Origin of the sequence: Paenibacillus sp. FSL W7-1332, from assembly GCF_037969785.1 — a bacterium.
In the GTDB taxonomy this organism is placed as follows: domain Bacteria; phylum Bacillota; class Bacilli; order Paenibacillales; family Paenibacillaceae; genus Paenibacillus_AQ.
Genome location: NZ_CP150209.1, coordinates 3,153,714 through 3,172,303 on the forward strand (window position 1 = coordinate 3,153,714; position 18,590 = coordinate 3,172,303).

13 protein-coding genes are annotated in these 18,590 nt (G+C 46.1%); 8 read left to right on the forward strand and 5 right to left on the reverse strand.

Going from position 1 to position 18,590, the window contains the following annotated elements; genetic code table 11:
• Nucleotides 1-2 precede the first annotated feature (2 nt).
• Nucleotides 3-1,433: a HAMP domain-containing sensor histidine kinase gene (locus MKX98_RS14130; RefSeq protein ID WP_339223598.1), complete on the forward strand. Its 1,431-nt coding sequence runs from the start codon at nucleotides 3-5 to the stop codon at nucleotides 1,431-1,433.
• 89 nt (nucleotides 1,434-1,522) lie between these two features.
• Nucleotides 1,523-1,873 (forward strand): DUF2512 family protein, encoded by a 351-nt coding sequence (locus tag MKX98_RS14135; protein WP_194542337.1) that lies wholly within the window; start codon nucleotides 1,523-1,525, stop codon nucleotides 1,871-1,873.
• A 144-nt stretch (nucleotides 1,874-2,017) separates the two neighbouring features.
• Here MKX98_RS14135 and MKX98_RS14140 read toward each other — a convergent pair whose 3' ends face one another.
• A complete protein-coding gene (locus tag MKX98_RS14140) occupies nucleotides 2,018-3,064 on the reverse strand; it encodes a CotH kinase family protein (RefSeq protein WP_339223600.1) in 1,047 nt (348 codons plus the stop codon).
• A 208-nt stretch (nucleotides 3,065-3,272) separates the two neighbouring features.
• Between MKX98_RS14140 and MKX98_RS14145 the strand changes: the two genes are divergently transcribed.
• Both MKX98_RS14145 and MKX98_RS14150 read left to right on the forward strand, forming a co-directional pair.
• Nucleotides 3,273-4,049 (forward strand): hypothetical protein, encoded by a 777-nt coding sequence (locus MKX98_RS14145; protein WP_339223602.1) that lies wholly within the window; start codon nucleotides 3,273-3,275, stop codon nucleotides 4,047-4,049.
• Between the two features lie 442 nt (nucleotides 4,050-4,491).
• Nucleotides 4,492-5,157, forward strand: a complete 666-nt coding sequence (locus tag MKX98_RS14150; RefSeq protein ID WP_339223604.1) for a DUF2642 domain-containing protein — start codon at nucleotides 4,492-4,494, stop codon at nucleotides 5,155-5,157.
• A 133-nt stretch (nucleotides 5,158-5,290) separates the two neighbouring features.
• Here the strand turns inward: MKX98_RS14150 and MKX98_RS14155 are convergent, their stop codons facing one another.
• The 4 genes from MKX98_RS14155 to MKX98_RS14170 all read right to left on the reverse strand — a co-directional run bounded on the left by MKX98_RS14155 (nucleotide 5,291) and on the right by MKX98_RS14170 (nucleotide 10,519).
• Nucleotides 5,291-6,580: an S-adenosylmethionine decarboxylase related protein gene (locus tag MKX98_RS14155; RefSeq protein ID WP_339223605.1), complete on the reverse strand. Its 1,290-nt coding sequence runs from the start codon at nucleotides 6,578-6,580 to the stop codon at nucleotides 5,291-5,293.
• A gap of 242 nt (nucleotides 6,581-6,822) precedes the next feature.
• Nucleotides 6,823-8,166 carry an arsenic transporter gene (locus MKX98_RS14160; protein ID WP_339223607.1) on the reverse strand — a complete coding sequence of 448 codons (1,344 nt, stop codon included), beginning with the start codon at nucleotides 8,164-8,166 and terminating at the stop codon, nucleotides 6,823-6,825.
• 40 nt (nucleotides 8,167-8,206) lie between these two features.
• Entirely contained in the window at nucleotides 8,207-8,356 is a 150-nt protein-coding gene (locus MKX98_RS14165) for a hypothetical protein (protein WP_339223609.1), read from the reverse strand.
• A 372-nt stretch (nucleotides 8,357-8,728) separates the two neighbouring features.
• On the reverse strand, nucleotides 8,729-10,519 hold the full coding sequence (locus MKX98_RS14170) for a hypothetical protein (protein WP_339223611.1): 1,791 nt from the start codon (nucleotides 10,517-10,519) through the stop codon (nucleotides 8,729-8,731).
• 492 nt (nucleotides 10,520-11,011) lie between these two features.
• Here MKX98_RS14170 and MKX98_RS14175 point away from each other — a divergent pair, with 492 nt between their 5' ends.
• The 4 genes from MKX98_RS14175 to MKX98_RS14190 all read left to right on the forward strand — a co-directional run bounded on the left by MKX98_RS14175 (nucleotide 11,012) and on the right by MKX98_RS14190 (nucleotide 18,561).
• Nucleotides 11,012-11,425 (forward strand): YugN-like family protein, encoded by a 414-nt coding sequence (locus MKX98_RS14175; protein ID WP_113058021.1) that lies wholly within the window; start codon nucleotides 11,012-11,014, stop codon nucleotides 11,423-11,425.
• Between the two features lie 271 nt (nucleotides 11,426-11,696).
• Complete coding sequence (locus MKX98_RS14180; protein WP_339223613.1) at nucleotides 11,697-15,149, forward strand: glycoside hydrolase family 2 TIM barrel-domain containing protein; 3,453 nt, start codon at nucleotides 11,697-11,699, stop codon at nucleotides 15,147-15,149.
• A 148-nt stretch (nucleotides 15,150-15,297) separates the two neighbouring features.
• The gene (locus MKX98_RS14185) at nucleotides 15,298-16,083 is read left to right on the forward strand and encodes an alpha/beta hydrolase (protein ID WP_308116306.1); all 786 of its coding nucleotides are present in this window, start codon (nucleotides 15,298-15,300) and stop codon (nucleotides 16,081-16,083) included.
• A 93-nt stretch (nucleotides 16,084-16,176) separates the two neighbouring features.
• Entirely contained in the window at nucleotides 16,177-18,561 is a 2,385-nt protein-coding gene (locus MKX98_RS14190; protein ID WP_339223615.1) for a polyprenyl synthetase family protein, read from the forward strand.
• Nucleotides 18,562-18,590: the final 29 nt, after the last annotated feature.

An 18,590-nucleotide genomic window follows, 5' to 3' on the forward strand; every position in this document is an offset into this window, starting at 1 on the left:
GGATGAAGTGGAAGCTGACAGGCAGATATTTGGTCTCCGTGGTTCTTATCGTTGTCATCGTTATTATTATGAACATCGTCGTGGTTATCGGTTTATTCATTCTACAATCGGTGAATGAGGATCTTCCAATCTTAAATAGGCAAACCTCAGCGGAATCGATATCCCGTTCCTTCCAGAAACATATCGTAATAACCGAATCGGGTGCATCGATAAGCGAGAAGGGCAAGGAGATTCTGGAGAAGAATCAAGCGTGGGTTCAAATTCTGGATGAGGATGGCGGAGAAATCTACCGTTATCTTGCTCCGGAGGAGGCCAAAACGAAGTACGCCCCCATCGATATCGTGCAAATTTATAAGTATGTCGAGAAGGAAGTGCTGTCCACCGTTTTCGTTGGCGAAAAGAAGGGTTTCGAGCATCGTTACAGTTACTTGGTTGGATTTACGACTCCATACCTGGAGCGGCAAGTGTTAACCTTCGATTCCCGGAACTTTGCTCAGATGTTTAAGGTCTTTAGTGTTTCCATCATCATTATTGATGGATTTATTGCCTTATGCATCGCTTATATCTTCAGCAAGCGGCTGACCAAACCCATGTTTATCTTAATCGACAGCATTAAGCGTTTAGCTGGTCGTGATTATAACGTCTATCATCAACCTGAGGGCATTTATAAGGACGTGTTCGCCAATATCAATCTTTTGTCGCAAGAGCTGAAATCAAGCGAGAAGGAAAGAAAGAAATTGGATGCGATGAAGGAAGAGTGGATCGGGAATATCTCGCATGACATCAAAACGCCTCTTGCTTCGATTCAAGGCTATGCGGAGATGATCAAGGACACGGAATATCAGTTCTCCATGGATGAAATACGGGATTACGCCGGGATCATCGAAGGAAAGTCCAAATATTTGCGAGACGTGATTGAGGACTTGAATCTGTCGACCCGCTTGAGGAATAAAGAGCTGACGTTGAAGAAGAAAAATGTAAACATCGTAAGCCTGGTACGCAATGTCGTCATCGATACCCTCAATGACCCCAGGTATGCCAACCGGGACATTGATTTTAGCAGCAGTCATGAGGTTATTAAAATCGAGGTTGACGATATTCTGATACGCCGAGCGATCAGCAATCTGATCTATAATGCAATTGTTCATAACCGTGAGGATATTTCGATCAAGGTCCAGGTTGAGAAGTATGATGAGCATATCCTGATCCGTATAGAGGACAATGGAAAGGGCATTAAGCAGGAGGAGCTTGGAAGAATCTTCGATCGCTATTACCGTGGGACCAATACGGGAGAACTCCATAAAGGATCAGGTCTTGGCATGGCGATTACGCATGACATTGTGATTGCGCATGGAGGGAATATTCAAGTTCATAGCACGGTTGGCCAAGGCACGGTTCTTGAAATCAAACTGGAACGGAACAGCGCCCAATAGGAGTGATGGTTTTCCGAGGATATTAGGGACCATGGCAGGAGTAAAAACACGCAAAAGGGATACACTACCGCAAAAGGAGTGTATCGCTTATGAAACTGCTTGTTAAGTTGTTGGTGCATGGAGTCTTGATTACGGCACTGCTGGTTGCACTTACCGATGCTTCGTTCACAGGCGCTGTCTTGACGGCATTAGGCATTGGCATCGTCGCTTATTTGGTGGGGGATTTATATATTCTGCCCCGAACCAGCAATATGATGGCAACGATTGCGGATGCCGGCTTAGTATTTGTGATGCTGTGGGTCATCGGTGGAGTTGCAAACTGGACTATCGATTTCTCGGAGGTCCTGCTGATTGCAGTACTTGCAGGAAGCTTTGAGTATTTGTATCATATGTGGCTCAGGGGCGAGCATTTGTTTGAAAAGAGACGGCGGGCCTCGTAACCACGGCAAAACCTCATATCGATAAATGTGCGTATACGATAAAGCCTGAGATATCAGGCTTTTTTGTTGCCAACAAAGAGAACACGCATTAAACCATAAAAAAAACAAGGCTGCCATATCATGATGGCAGCCTTGTTTTTTCGATTAATCTAGGTTCCCTAATTGATTTAAAATGTCCTGTCTTCTCTGGTCAATATATTTACGTATCGTATCCGGCTCGGAGTCGAACACCTTGTCGCTCCACTTATGATTAGGGTCCTTATAGACATGGTCCGCAATCGCATTGTGCATTTTGTATACGATCGGCAGTTGACGCCTCACGGTGAATACCGACTCGAGAAACCCAGACAGGAGAGCTTTATACCTCTGCCTGTGCGGACGGAAGGATAATATTTTCTCGGTCAGCTTATTATAACCTTGAATTTTCACAAGGTCAGAATCTACTAATTTTCCATAGCAATTCCTTCCCCAAGTTCCCTCGTAGTCCCACGGGATCATGCGGTAAGTTCGGTTTTTTCCATGCTCAAACAAAGTGTAGTTCTGATTAAAGCCATCGTAATTCCCGGTTAATACCGCGCCGCATAACCACCGCAAATAATTTTCGATGTCCAGGTGCTTACGAAGATACTGCTGCAATTCAGCACCCACTTTGAGATGAATCTGCTGTACGAAGTTGGACAGCTTCACGCGATCGCGCTCGGAACCTTTGATCAGGTTATAACCCGAGAAGGAGGATTTACCGGATGAACGCTTATCCGTAAAATCGGCATTGTCGTTAACGGCATAAATAATGCTGCGCACGGGAATTCCCCGCTTGCGAAAAAAGGGAGTCTTAACTGCCTCAATATTAAGGTAGACCCCCAGATTCTCATTATTCAGATTCAGCACGCAGTGGCGGGTCGACGGGCTTGGCACATGGATAGAATTGAAAAATTGAAAGGAGAGGGCGTTTCGAATCAAGGAAGGGTCATCATATTCGGCATTGAAATGGTAGGTATATTTTGAGGTTCTAATTTCATAGGATTTTTTCGGGTATTCACGTGTATGCCCTCCGCGATAGCGAATGCGTATCGGTATCCTTTTTCCCCCGCTAACCAGCTGTGCAGGCACAAAATGATTCGACCAAATATTGCTTTTTAACTGTTCATAATCTTTGTCTTTGATAGTTATGCGATACACAGGCAAGGGCATGAAGCTACCTCCTTCAAACTGGTAGACTATCGTTGATTTTATATGATTCGATTATATTAAACCAGTTCCTTTCTATTACGGGAAACATATAAATATATTACCGATAGACCTGATGGACAATTGAGGGGTATCCAATGCGGTCAAGATAACTCCTGAAATATACCATTCATGATCTGTCGAAATATGAATCCTCGAAAGGAGCATGAACATGGCTTATAACAGGTTTGGTTTCGGGAATTTGGTAGGAAGAAACGTGAAGATCAACCGCGGCGGGCCAGATTCAATTGAAGGTCTTCTGCTCGATGCTCAGTCAGACTACCTGGTTGCAGTTGCTGATGGCGGTTTTGTTTATGTTAAAGACGATCATGTCAAGAGCATTACGGACACAGGTAAATCCGGTGGAGCGAGAGAAAGTATTGTAAATCCGATTACGGCATACAACTTCGTGGGAGTCATGCAAGCCCTGCGGTATCGCCTTGTTAAAATTAATCGGGGCGGACCAGAAAAACTGGAGGGCATCATCGTTGACGTGAACCAGAACTATCTGATCTTAACCGTAAAAGGTCAAGAGGTCGTTCACATCCCTGTTAGCCATATTAAATCGATCACGGTTGTTCGTGGCGGAGGGAATAACCAATCCGGCAGCAATCAAAATCAAAATAGCAACTCTCAAGGCAACCAATCCAACCAATCGCAATCGCAAGGCAACCGCTCAGGCGGTAACCAATCGGGGGGCAACCAAGGAGGAAACCGCGCGGGCGGCAACCAATCGGGAGGAAACCGCTCAGGTGGTAACCAATCGGGAGGAAACCGTACAAGCGGTAACCAAACGAGAGGTAACCAGACTGGCGGAGACTGGATGAATTGGACAGGCGGCAACCAATCCAAGAACCGTTCCGGCAAGCGGAATCGCAGCGGCAACCGTTCCAATAACCGCTCCGGCAACCGAAATCGCAGCGGAAAACGGAGAAGTGGCGGCGAGTAACTCATCGGTCCAATACAAACGGTGTAATGATATCCAAGTCCAGCCATCTTCTCTCACTCATTTTATATATGAAGCAATAGGAATTTAAAAGTATGTTAGTCCTCCGTAGCGAAACACCTCACATGAATCATTGCGTGTTCTCCTCTTTTATAAGGTGAGTTGCATGAATATTCCACCGATTCAGCCCCTTACCGATATCATTGTGCGTGCATTATTGATGTCTTGCCTCTGAATGAGCATTGGCTGCCGAACGCATCCAATGCTTCCTTCAGGGGAGTGTTTATCCAGTACGATGCTTGCGGTTGTAAGCCTGCACGTTGTAGTTCGATATCAACAATATATGCAGGCGCAGGGGTTAGGTGATGGTGATTCTTGATGCTTAAGTGAAGTTATTTGATGTGCAAGTCATCATGACGCAGCTTTTTTTGCGAGGAGGGAAGAGATGGAACCATTACGCTCAATGATAGGCAAACGTGTTGAGTTGGAGCTTTCGGGCTGCAAGACGATGCTTCATGGAGAATTCATTGATATGGGAAGCGACGTTCTGGTGTTATATTCCAATTCAAAATATATATATACACCAATCCATCATTTGCAGCATTTACGTTTATATGAAGAATGGGAAAACCCTGCGATGGATAGCGGTCCTGATTCTAAGATCGATCTCACCAATATTTCATATCGCAAAGTGCTGATGAATTCCAGGGGCATTTTTACTGAAATTTACTTGGGAGGCTCGCACTCATTGCATGGTTATGTGACGGGCATTATGAACGATTTCTTTGTGTATCACTCACCGATGCATCAGGCGGTTTATATTCCGGTTAACCACGTTAAATATCTGATACCGTATCCACCGAACATGACCCCTTACAGTCTCAGTCAAGAACATTTTCCAGTACAGCCTTCCGGTGTTGCGCTGTCTCGAACTTTGGACCAGCAGTTAAAAAAGCTCGAGGGCCAGCTCGTCATATTTGATCTCGGCGAACAGCCCCACAAGAAAGGCTTGCTTAAATCCGTAAATGATAAAATCATTCAACTGGTTCTCGCCTGCGGAAACGACATTTACTTGCATATTGATCACATTAAATCCATCCATCTGCCGTAAATCGGATAATCTAACCTTTAGAAAGTTACAGACTTCCCACTGACAGTTTATCTGGCGGTGGGGTTGTTATTTGCCTAGCCTCTGAGAAACATCATATTGTATCGTACGGGTACTAATATAATGAAGTCGCTATTTAATCAACGGAGCATTCATTCAGAGGGGGGGCGTATCTTCTCATGCGATCAAGCAGTTGTCCATCCGTGCACGGGTTCTCGCCGCTCACAAAATCCTTCATGTAGTAGGACAGATAGTCACCGTATCGACTTTCGGTCTGAAGGAGCAGCTCATCCACGAAATAAACTCCATTCGAGATTTCGTCTTTAAGGAGCGTACATAATGCGCCATATAGGCCGCACGCAACCTGAAAATAGGTGGCGTTGGTATGATATTGAGGAAAAATGTCGTCGCTGCTTAGAACATTATACATATACCTCTCTTTGTCCGGATAAACAAGCAGGACCCCCACTAAATCTTCTCCTCCGACTTCACCGTTCGCTGGATCAAGCACCTGGTGATCCCATTCCCATATTTCGTCGATATCCTCAAGTTGGGAACGGATTAAATGAATGGTATAGTCGCTCACGCGGTAGATAAAACCTGTCTCCATATCGAATGCTTTGCCGAGGGTCAATACTTCCTCATGTGGCATTAATGAGCCATAGAATTGTTTATTTCCCAATGTGACCTTGAATTCAAGCTCGTATACTGGAAGATGCATTGTGAACGGAATGTGATGTTTCATAAACATCGGATAGTTGAGTATGGCTTCATCAAGAAAACATTCGGGTGACCAGGTCGAATAAATCGTACGCTCTTTAACGAGTGAAGGGTCTTTATATAGTGAAGTATCATGTTCAACGATATAGCAGGCAATCGGTTTCTCGTCAGGTGTTTCGTTCATTAACTTGATGGCCATCCATTGTACAACACCAGGATTCATACCGGAGCCGATAATAGCTGCTGATTGCGCGGTTTGCTGCCGGCCTTCCTGAAAAATCCGGTAACGTTCCAAAAGTGAATATTCTGCAAGACTTTCATTCTCATCCACTTTCGGATTCTCGAGCGCGGTATTAATGTAGTGCACACCGGAGTCTTGGCAGCAAGTAAGCATATCGACCGTATCAGCCCAGGATACATCGATTACGTGCGTGGTGTTGGTATTTCGCAAATGCTGACGAAACAGTTCCAATTGATTCAAATCGAATTGGTGCAGTGTGGCATGCTTTAGCAGTTTCGGCATGAATGATCGATAATGAGCCGCATCTCTCTGATTCAGGTCTATTAAATGAATCTTGCTGTGCTTTATAAAGGAATGAATGGGGTCATGGCTATCTCCAAGGCTTTTCTCTAATACCGAGAGGATTGCTTTAGCGACTCCGCCGGAACTGCCAAGTATGCTGATAACGATTCGGGGTTGTTTCATATTCTATCAACTCCTTTCTAGTAATAGAGTATTCATCGAGTTGAGAAAAGGTCTGTACGAACGCACATTCAGCGTATGATCTCGTTCGATTCACGATATGTACATAACAAGCTGAGCTCACAGACAGAAAGAGAGAGCACTGAAGGATGTGCGTGTTATTCATCGTTTTATAAGAATGATGAACAGCGCGCGCCACTGATTTTCAATGCTCTCCACGAATTGTTGTTACTGTTGTTGAATGTTCAGTACAGCCATTGAACCCAAAAAGCCAGAACCACCAATGTAAATAATAGTGTAGGAGGGATGGTTAGGACGGTTACTTTGATATAATCCTTCCATTTGATATTGACATGGTGCTGTTTAAGAATATGAAGCCATATTAATGAAGCCAGAGTACCCATGGGTAGAAGCAACGCTCCAATATCACTGCCGATTACACTGGCAAGATAAGAAATCTTGAGCGTTAGCGGATCAAGGTTCATATTGGTTAAGGTGATGGTTCCTACCATCAGGGCGGGGTGATTGTTGAAGAGGATCGATAATAACGAGAGAAGGCCACCCATTAATAAGCTGGCATTTAATAAGTCTGTTGAAACGATAGGCTCGAAGAATTGGATCAACAATTTCGTCAAACCAATATTATGAAGGGCATAGATGAGAACATACATCGCAAATGCAAATACGAGAATATGCCAGGGTGTTTTTTTTAATAAATCGTTCGGAGGTATTTTCAGAACGATCCATCTCCATGACAATAGAATGGTTGAGCCGAGGATAGCTACAATTTCGATAGGTATCCCGAAGTAGGAAGCGACAAACAAAGCGACTCGAACGGTAAAAACAAACAGGAGAACATTACGCATAAACTTATTGCGCTTGTGATTATCTTCTGGAGAAATCATAGTACCGCTAAGAGGATGCTTTCCACTGCTCATATGTTTTTTCACATGAAGTTTACGCGGTATCTGACGTCTAAAGCAGAGGAATAGCAGGCTTACGAGTAACAAAAGCCCGAGGGTTGCTGGAACAAACATCATAATGGTATGCATATAAAGATCCATGTCCACAATTTCTAGAGCGATTAAATTTACGATATTACTCACACCTATAGGTGCACTTGATGCAGTGGCTATGAGTGCACCTGAGAGTAGGTATGGGATTTTTTCATGATTTTTGAGTCCAAGTCGCCTGAGCAGAATAAGCAGGATCGGAGTCGTAATGAGAATACTTCCATCGTTGTTAAAGAACAGAGTCATTAGAAAGCATAAAATATTGACATACCAGAACAGGCGAATTCCCGACCCTCGTGCCCTGACTGCCAAGCCCTCGGCAGCCCAATTGAAAAAGCCGAAGCTCTCAAGTATGATGGCCATGACAATGGTTGCTATGATCGTTATGGCAGCACTGCTTATGGTTGACCCGATCGTTAGGAGGTCCGGTAACGATACGCTCCCGCATAGTACAACGATTGCAGCACCAACGGAAGCGGGTATGGCTTCATTTAAGCCATTTGGACGCCATATGATTAGAACCATTGCGATAATAAAAGCTGCAATTGTCAGAGTGATCACTGCTGGACTGAACATGGGTGTCTCACTCCCTTCTATCATTGATGATAAGAGTTAATTAGGAATCTTTCTTTTCGGGGACCACGACACTAATAAAAGCAACTTTTGTAGCCTCATCCTTAATAGATTCCATAGGGAGTTGTTTAGGAGGCGTTAGGAGAGTGTAAAGCCCCCAGCCTGCCAGTAAAATAACAATGAGTACGATCACAAATATCACTCCTCGCTTTGACTTATTCACTTTTTCGTGATGATACCTACCATTCATAATTAGTAGATAGATATACTCTATTTATATGTATCGAGGACTGGCAATGCTCTAATGGATTTGCCTTGATCGTGCGATATTCCGCGATTGTTGAGCTGCATCTGACCAGATCACTAGATCGGTACTGTGACATTCTATATTTCGTAAAATAGAGAGGGGGACTAGATTTGGTTTATAGATGTCGATAAGTGTAATGAAAGAGCCTTTCCCGAATCACCTGGATAATGGTTCAGGTTAATAGAAGCGAATCACGCCGCATGGAGCGTCGATAAATAACCCCATTGCTAGAAATAAGCAATGGGGCTGATTATTTTCTTAAGGCTTGGCATTTTTCCAGTAAGCATACGCATGCACCACGCTACCGGTAAAGGAAGGTGAATCCTTCAGTAAATCAGGCAGCTTGGCAAGCTCTTCCTCCATGTAAGCTGCTCCTTCTTCGTAGAAGGTAATATGATCGCCTTCATGGCTGGCTTTGATTTCTACGGAAATCTTGATCGGTTTGCCCAGCTCATCGGCAAATGCGATCTCTTCCTTAGCTACGGCGACAATTCCGTTCGATCCTTCCGCTGCATCCCGGAAGGCCATGAGAGAAACATGGTCCATTCGGTTGATCATCCACTTGCTGAGTGACATATCTTGTCCGGGAACTTTGTATTTATCCAGCCACACGGCCATATCCATGCTTGCTTCCAGATTGGAATCTTTTTTCAATTCCGTAACAAAGGCATCCAGATTCGCGGTCCATTCGGAAATAACCTGCTGCGAATTTTCCCTCCATGCAGGCAGCACATAAGGCTCAATGTCCAAATGAATGCCATGAAAGCGCTCATTACCTTCCACAGCGCGATTGTAGTTCTTCACATAATTGACCAATCGCATCATTCTGGGCCGGTTCTCCTCAAGTGCCCATATCGGATGGCCACCCATGGCATGGACCTCGATTCCGGCTGCAGCCGCTTGTTTAACAAACGACGAGTACGAACTGTACGGTTGCTCCAGGTCCAGCCTTACATAGAGCCAGTTCAAGTTTGTCTCTTTCGCAAAATCAAGAATTTCCTGACTGTTTTGAATTACTTCATGGGCTTCCCATATATATGTGCCTCTTACGATAGAGTCCCGTGTAACGGGATCAGCATCGGGCACGCGATCGCCTTCTCCCGGTTCAGGATTCGGATCGGGGGCCGGTGATGGGGAAGTAGGGTCCTTATCGTCTGGCGGCACGCTCCCATCATTAGACATGTTTTGCCAGTTGCGAATATCGTGGATAGCGATCCCGGCAAAGGAAGCATATGAACCGAGCGCGCTGGACAGATGTTCCAATTTGGCGTTCATTCTTTCCTTACCATGTCCATAAAAGCTGGTGTGAGGCTCACCCGGCATTTCCTTCGTGTTAACCCCGATAAGAATCTGCTTGCCAAGCCTGTTGGCAAGCTCAAGCTCATCTCGCGTCAGGTTCAGAATGCCATGCTCGGATTCTACTTCGTTCCGATAGGCCATAACGGTAACATGGTCAAATGTACCGATCAGCCATTCATTCAGACTGGTTCCATTACTCAGAGTGTATTGATCAAACCAGAAGGGGATGTCAATTCCGAGCTCCAGGTCGCTCCCGGATACTTGATTCAGGAACACCATAAGATTTTGTTCCCAGGTGCTGATGATTATGTCCTGCTCATCCTCCCACTGGGCAAGTACATACGGCTCTATATCAAGATGAATGCCGTCAAATCGGGCGCCGGCCGAAACCTTGCCGTTATAGTTGATCACCCAATCGGCGAGTCCGAGCATATCCTCCCGATGTTCGGTGAGGGCCCACCTTGGATCTCCTCCTAAAGCATGCACAGCAATTTGATTCTCATGCGCACGCTGTATAAATGCCTCGTAAACTTCGAACGGCATTTGACGATCAATCTGTAGGAAGATTAGATTAATTCCTTCTTCGCGGGAAAAATCAAGCAGTTCTTCGCCGCCATCCTGAATCAGATCCGTCTGCCAGATCCAAGTTGCTTTTGTTGTAGCATTTTCTCCATAAGCCGGGGTTTGAAGCCCCACCAGAAGCATGACAGCCAACAGGCCGGCAAGCATCGGGTAACCTTTTACTTTCATGTTTTCCCTCCGTTTCTCTACGAGAACTCCACGTATTCTCTATTTAGTAAACGGGGTTATTATAGCATTGATGCCTCAAAAAAAGATGAGACCTTGTTCTTACGGGACAGGTGTCAAGCAATAGATCGAACAAATGATCGGTTTAAAAGGAACTATGATATATTTGGAAAAATGTAACTAAATTATATAAATTATATGAATTTGAACAAGATTAAGGCTAACTACTCAGGAAGAAAGTTGTGTATTTGGCTTCGATATGCCCTAGTGTCACTGTTTATAATGAAGAGCATCATTAAATTTATGGGTTATGAAGGAGATTCTAAAGCTTTCATCAAAGCGGCTAGTAATTTAAGGGAGAGAGCACCTAGTAGAGGTGGTAAGTAAGATTTTATCATATGGAAATGAATCGTAATGTTGATTTCGAAAAGCATTCCCGTATACCGTTTGGCATTCAAGTCCATCCTAGGACTAAAAACATAAGGGTGGGCGCACATGATTAATTTGGAATCGAGATTGGAGAATATCGAAGACCGTTTTGTGAATATAGACACCTATCTATGTAAACATGAGTTTACGTTAGCCGGCAATTGGGATTATAAGCATGGTTATCTGGACAGGCGCTTGGATCAGGAGCGGATGGTGTGGCTTCGGATCCCTTTTCTGGTCACCAAAGGCAGCCTGGATGGCGAATGCGGCGGTTGTCATGCTACGATAAAGCTCGGCCGTCCATTCGTATTTAGACATATATACAATACGGGAACCGACAAGCATGCAGCACCTCGTTTATTAGGAGCACTCTTTGATCAATTCCAGGCTCCGATCGACCCTGACGCATCGGTGGACGAGATGTGGATTGAACAAGCACGAAAAGTCTTGGATGAAGTGGAGACAGGGTACTTGCACTGATACTCGGCGCTAACGAGGAGATCAAGTTTGCTTGATCTCTTTTTTTATAGTTACATCATAATAAGCAAGGAGCTCTGACGTTTGCTGCGGTCAAAGGGCTCCTTTTTGTATGAGTGAACAGAATAGGGGGATTAAAGAATATCCTTTGAAAAATTAAGTATTTTCGTAAAAGCGGGCTCAATGTTAAAACATCCTGATATAGTTGGAGAAACTGGCTTCAATATGTGCCAACTTGGATCAATTGAATAAATGAAGAAGGTGATACCCACCCATGAACAAAAAAACATTATTTAATGATGGATGGACATTTGCAAAAAGCAGTCTTGATCATACGGATTCGGCGAATCTGAAATTCCAACCCGTGGATATTCCCCATGATTGGCTTATTTATAACACGGAGAATTTATATGAAAACAGCATAGGCTGGTACCGGAAGCAATGGGCGTGGAATGGCGAAGGAGCTCAGGTTCTGCTGTGTTTTGACGGGGTGTATATGGATTCTTCCGTCTATGTCAATGGTCATTGCGTGGGTGAATGGAAGTATGGCTATTCCTCCTTCGAACACGAAATCACGGATTTCCTGGCAGAAGGGGAGAATGACATCGTTGTGAAGGTTGTGTTTCAAAGTCCGAACAGCCGGTGGTATTCGGGGGCGGGCATCTATCGTAATGTGTGGTTAAAGATAAGGGAAGCGAACCATATCGCAACAGACGGCATTTATATATCAGCAAAATGTCAGGAAAATGAATGGTTGGTCGAAGTCAACACAGAAATGAATATCGTAGATGATGTGGTCATCAACCATACGCTCCTGAAGGATGGTCAAAGGATCGCAGAGGTGTCCAATTGCGTCAACGCTAGCAGCACTGGCAATATAACGAATACACAAACGCTAGCTGTTGAGCGTCCATGGCTCTGGAGCCCTGATGAACCTCATCTGTATCAGTTGGTTACCGAGATGCGGGTGACTGGAATGGATCTTCCGACTGACCAGTACGATGAAATAGTAGAATCGGTATCGCACAACGTGGGATTCCGCCATATTCAGCTTGATTCGAATCAGGGGTTCCTTCTGAACGGCCGCAAACTGAAATTGAACGGTGTATGCGAGCATCATGATCTCGGAGCTCTGGGTGCAGCGTTTAACAAAACGGCCTTAGCCAGAAGGTTTGCTATTCTGAAAGACATGGGGGTTAATGCGATCCGCACCGCTCACAATATGCCTGCGAAGGAATGGATGGATCTTGCGGATGAAATGGGGCTGCTGATCGTATCGGAAGCCTTTGATATGTGGGAAAGACCGAAAACCCCTTATGATTATGCAAGATTTTTCCTGGATTGGGTTCAGCGCGACGTGAAGAGCTGGGTCAAACGGGATCGGAACCATCCGTCCCTTATCATGTGGAGCATCGGGAATGAAATATATGATACCCATGCGGATGAGAGGGGTCAGGAAATAACAAGAATGCTGATGGCAGAGGTCCAGCGATACGATCCCAAGCAAAATGCAAGCGTTACCATCGGGTCGAATTATATGCCTTGGGAGAACGCTCAGCTATGTGCCGATATCGTAAAGGTGGCAGGCTATAACTATGCCGAGAAATATTACGAGAAGCATCATCAGGCACATCCGGATTGGATCATCTATGGCAGCGAGACCGCATCGGTCGTACAAAGCCGAGGCATCTATCATTTCCCGTTTGAAAAGTCCATTCTGGCCGATGACGACGAGCAGTGTTCCTCCCTTGGAAACAGCTCGACAAGTTGGGGGGCGAAATCGGCGGAGGCCTGCATTCTGGCAGAGCGAGATATGCCCTTCTCGCTGGGACAGTTTATATGGACCGGATTCGATTATATTGGAGAACCTACGCCGTATCATACCAAAAACTCTTATTTCGGACAGATCGATACGGCAACCTTCAAGAAAGATTCTTTTTATATCTATCAAGCCGCCTGGACGGATTACAAAACGAAACCCATGGTGCATCTGCTGCCATACTGGGATTTCAACGACGGCCAAAAGATCGATGTTCGCATCTGTTCCAATGCGCCAAGCGTCGAGCTGCAGCTGAATGGGGAAACCATCGGTAAGCATGATATTGACCATGCACACGGAAGAGAGCTGGTGGGTTGGTGGAAGATTCCTTATGCAAAAGGCGAATTGAAAGCGATCGCTTATGATGAAGCTGGCCGTATCGTGGCTGAGGATACAAGAACCTCTTTTGGCGATGCCAAGCGTATTGTTTTGTGCCCGGATAAAGAAGAATTAACAGCCGATGGAACAGACCTCATCTTCCTGGAAATTGCGATGGAGGATGAGGACGGCCATTCCGCCCTGAACGCGAATAACCGGGTAGAGGTGCATGTGACGGGTGCCGGGCGGTTGCTTGGACTCGATAACGGAGACAGCACGGATTACGATCCGTACAAAGGCCGGAGCCGAAGATTGTTCAGCGGCAAGCTGATGGCAATCATCGGAGCCACATTGGAGCCTGGCCCAATTCGAATCGAGGTGTCTTCCAATGGTTTGGAGAACCGATGCCTAGATCTGACATCCATCCCTGCGCAGGATGAATTGACAAAGGGCATATCGGCAAGCATGAATAACGAAGAGGGGCCGTGCCTCACGGGGAACATGCTCGAGCTTCCGCTTCGCAAGATTGAATTGATCAGCGAAGGAGGTCAATCATTTCATCCGTCCAATCGGCAAATGGTGGTGCGTGCCATGTTACATCCGCCGGAAACCTCTTATCAAGAGGTCGAATGGGCTGTCGTGAATGATGCCGGCATCGAATCCAATATCGCCGGTGTGGAAGCCGATGGCCATGAAGCCATCGTAACTGCTCTTGGCGACGGTGAGTTTCGTTTGAGATGTACGAGTCGGAACGGGACGGATAAAACCAAGCTCATCTCCCAGCTTGAATTTCAAGTTGACGGTTTGGGTGCGGCCTACAAAGATCCATACTCCTTCATCTCCGCAGGACTGTATGATTACAGTCAAGGTGATGTGGGGAACGGGAACGAAAGAGGCGTAGCTACGAGCAGAGACGGCGAGACGCAAGTCGGATTTCGGGACATCGATTTCGGTCCCCATGGCTCCGATACGATCACCATTCCGATATTTGCACTCTCAAGCGAAGCGTACTCGCTGCAAATCTGGGAAGGCATGCCTGGTGAGGAGGGCAGCTCCTTGCTGGCCGACTGCATTTATCAGAAAGAGTCCAAGTGGAACGTGTATCAGGAAGAAACCTACCGGCTATCCAAGAAGCTGCGCGGCATCACGTCAATATGCTTTGTCCTGCGCCAGAAGGTGCACATCAAAGGGTTTTATTTTCAAGCGGGGAATCGGGCCTTCGAGCAGCATTATGCCGCAGATGGTGATCGAATCTACGGAGATAGCTTTACGATTATGGATGACAAGGCTGTTGAAGGTATAGGAAATAATGTTTCCCTCGAGTTTGACCTAATGGATTTCTCAGAAGCAGGCACTTCAAAACTGATTGTGTACGGGCGCTCGGCCATAGATAAAAACACGATTCATATCCGGTTTGCCAATTCGGCGGGAGAAAGCAATCAGCTTGTTGAATTTACGCAAACTGATGGATACGAAGAGCAAGTGTTCGATCTGGAGCATGTGAACGGCAAACAGAAGGTGACGTTCATCTTCCTGCCGGGAAGCCAGTTTGATTTTGGCTGGTTCCGGTTTGTACGATCCGGTTCATAATACAAGGGGTGACTCAAGGCTGCTGATCCAATCGGCAGCCTTCTTTTGTTAGGAATTGAGGTAAGGTCCATCTGAACGGATCGATAGGATTTTAATTAACCCTGCGGTATAATTAAATGATCGACATACCTGGATGGAAGGGACCGTGATGGAAATGAAGCAAACCAATAAACCGAGGAGTAAAAGAGGGCGCAGGATTGTCATATGGACCCTGTCTATATTAGTCATTATTACCATAGCAGCTAGTGTTCTACTGGATTCTCTTACTTACAAACCGCTTGATGAAGCGAAAGCGGTGTTTCAAAGTGATACGAAAGTAGTTGTCGAACACCTCAAGGACGGCTATCGTTTCGAGCCGGTGGGCGGGGAGGTGACCCAGCCTGACATTATTTTTTATCCGGGTGGATTGGTGGAGCCTGAAAGTTATGCGCCTTTTGCCAAGAGAATGGCGGAGAAGGGGCACCGCGTATATATTGCATCCATGCCTTTGAATCTCGCCTTCTTCGGACAGAATAAAGCGGATTCCTTCATATCGGAGCATCAAGACAGACGTTATGTCATTGGCGGGCATTCCTTAGGCGGGGTTTTTGCTGCGAGATATGCTGCTGAACATGCGGATGTCATTGACGGGGTTTACTTCATGGCATCCTACGCGGATGATGGAGGCAAGCTAAACGGGTTGAATATGTCCGCGCTTCAAATCACCGGTACGCAGGATGGCGTTCTTGATCGAACCGAGTGGGAGGCTGCAAGAAAGAATCTGCCGAACGATACGACATACGTGGATATTGCGGGCGGCAATCACGGACAATTCGGTTCTTACGGTTTCCAAAAGGGAGACAACGAAGCTTCCTTAACCCCAGCAGAGCAGTTGATCGAAGTGACGGAAGCCATGGACCTCTGGATCCAGGGACTCGATTCGTTTCAACGCTGAAACTGAAATGTAACCCGATTGAAACTTCTACGTATATAGGTTATAAACATGGGTACATGTTAAACACTTAAAGAAGTTGAGGGATTCCATCATATGAATGTGGCGTATACAGACTATGCCGATACGGGATATCGGCGGGCTGAGCAGAAGGCAGCTCAGTATTTTGCATCACTTTATGTACAGGTTAAGGAAAAGAGTTATGTGCCGATCCTGACAGAGGACATTCTAATATGGAAAAGGAAGCATATTCATCGTCCTTCATGGCTGTCTTTTTTATCGCGCGGAAAGAAGAAACCGGATAGCCGGGATTATCATAAATATATCGGCTGGCTTCATTATACAGGCGAATTGGATAATTACTTGGATCGAAGCATTTCCTATATTTATATGAGAGACCTGGGGATGGACCTGAATTCGCCTGACACGAAGGCCCGAATTCGGCGCGTTGCCCAAGATACCAAGAAACTTCTGCTTCGCTCGAACAATAGGAACGGTGGAGGTACGCCGGATTACATGAGTTTGGCCGGGCTGTACCGATGGGCACAGAAGGAAGGCATCGAGAATGCCGTGATTTGGGTCATAAACAAACTGAAGCTCGTGGCGACCCATATCCCGGAGGAGATGGATGCGGACCAAGCTCAACGCAAATTGATTAAAATTATCGTAGGCGTTGTTATGCACGTCATCGAGGATATGAATGTCGAGACATCGCCTGCGGAGCGCTCAGCCCGCCTTGATGATGCTATCCGGCTGGGATATTCCTATGGGTTGACCTATCCTTTTATAGACGATCTGCTCGATTCAAGGGTACTTAACGCTCAAGAGAAGGAACAGTACTCCCAGATGATACGTCAGGCGCTCCTTACTGGAACGGTACCGGAGCTTGGGCAGTGGAGCGGGAAGAACATGGATCTCGTTCAATTCGTTCATAAGGAACTTCGGGATGCATTTGAGTATATTCAGGGACACCAACGCCCGGAAACGCAGCATGCTTTTTTCGAGCAGTCTAATGTGTTTTTTCATTCCCAGCATATTGACCGCATTAAGGATCTGGGCAATCCCAATTACAGTAACGAGGAATTATATCTGCCAATCATCCTGAAATCATCGTCCTCCCGCTTGATCGTCCGTTCCGTTATCAGCGCTTCGGCGGATGAAGGCTTTGAGGACCGAACCTTCTTCTACGGTATCTACAACCAGCTGGCCGATGATTTTGCCGATATGTTTCAGGATATGGAAGACGGGGCGGTAACCCCGTATACGTACTATTTAAAATATCGCGGTCAGCGTACGGATCTTATCAATCCCTTTGAAATGTACTGGGCGGTTATTTCCCATCTGATTCATGGGGTGTATCATTCGGACGCCAAGACGCGAGAGGTGATGCTGGACCGGGCCATTAACGGCCTGAAGCGTTGTATGGAACGGGTCGGTGCTGAGAAATATAACGAAATCATGGATATTTTTGCATCCGGTAACCCGGAATTCAATCGGCTTGTCCAGCAAATGGTTCGAACAGCCGATCAGGTGGATTTCTTCGATAAGTTGCTGCGGGACCAGATGGTTACGGTGCTCCGAAACGAGCGGAAGGAAAAGGATTATTTTATCGATACCATTAAAACCGTTCGAAATGAGATTAACAACAGCTTGCAAATCGCAAAGCCCCTTGGCATTCCACCCATGAAAGAGTCGCTGATTGACGCCGCCAATTATACGCTCGATGGGGACGGCAAACGTCTAAGACCTATCTTGACTTGGGTTATGGCGGTCAACGAATACGGTTTGCAAGCTTCCGCCATCGTGCCGCTGCTAAGGTCGCTTGAATACATGCACACCGCTTCCTTAATATTCGATGATTTGCCGTCTCAGGATAACGCCTCTACCCGTAGAGGACGACCGACCCTGCATCGGGTTCATGATAGCGCCACGGCGGAAATCACCGGTTTGTTCCTGATTCAGAAGGCTATCGAAGAACAATCGTCCCTTGATGGGTTTGATCCCCAGACGGTATTAAAGCTGATTCAATATTCGTCTCAGCGAGCGGGAGATATGTGTTCGGGCCAGGCGATGGATTTGAATTCAAAAGGGAAGGCATTGTCTTTGGAGGAGCTGAACATGGTATGTTATTACAAGACGGGCATTGCCTTCGAGGCATCTCTCGTCATGCCTGCCATCCTCGCTCAGGTGAAGGAGACCGAAATTGCGACATTGAAGAAATTCGCCTACCATGCGGGCATTGCCTTTCAGATTCAGGATGATTTGCTTGATGTGCAGGGCGATATGGAGCAGCTCGGGAAACCCGGAGGACAGGATGCGGAGAATAATACATCGACCTTTGTGAGCATTTTGGGTCAGGAAGGCGCCAGTCGGGAAATGTGGGAGCATTATTGCCTGGCTATGGAGGCGCTGCAGGAGATGCCGCGCAATTCGGCGTTTCTCAAGCATTTATTAAATTACATGGTAAATCGAGATCGTTAAATTGCTTCTATTAAATTGTTAATGTTCAA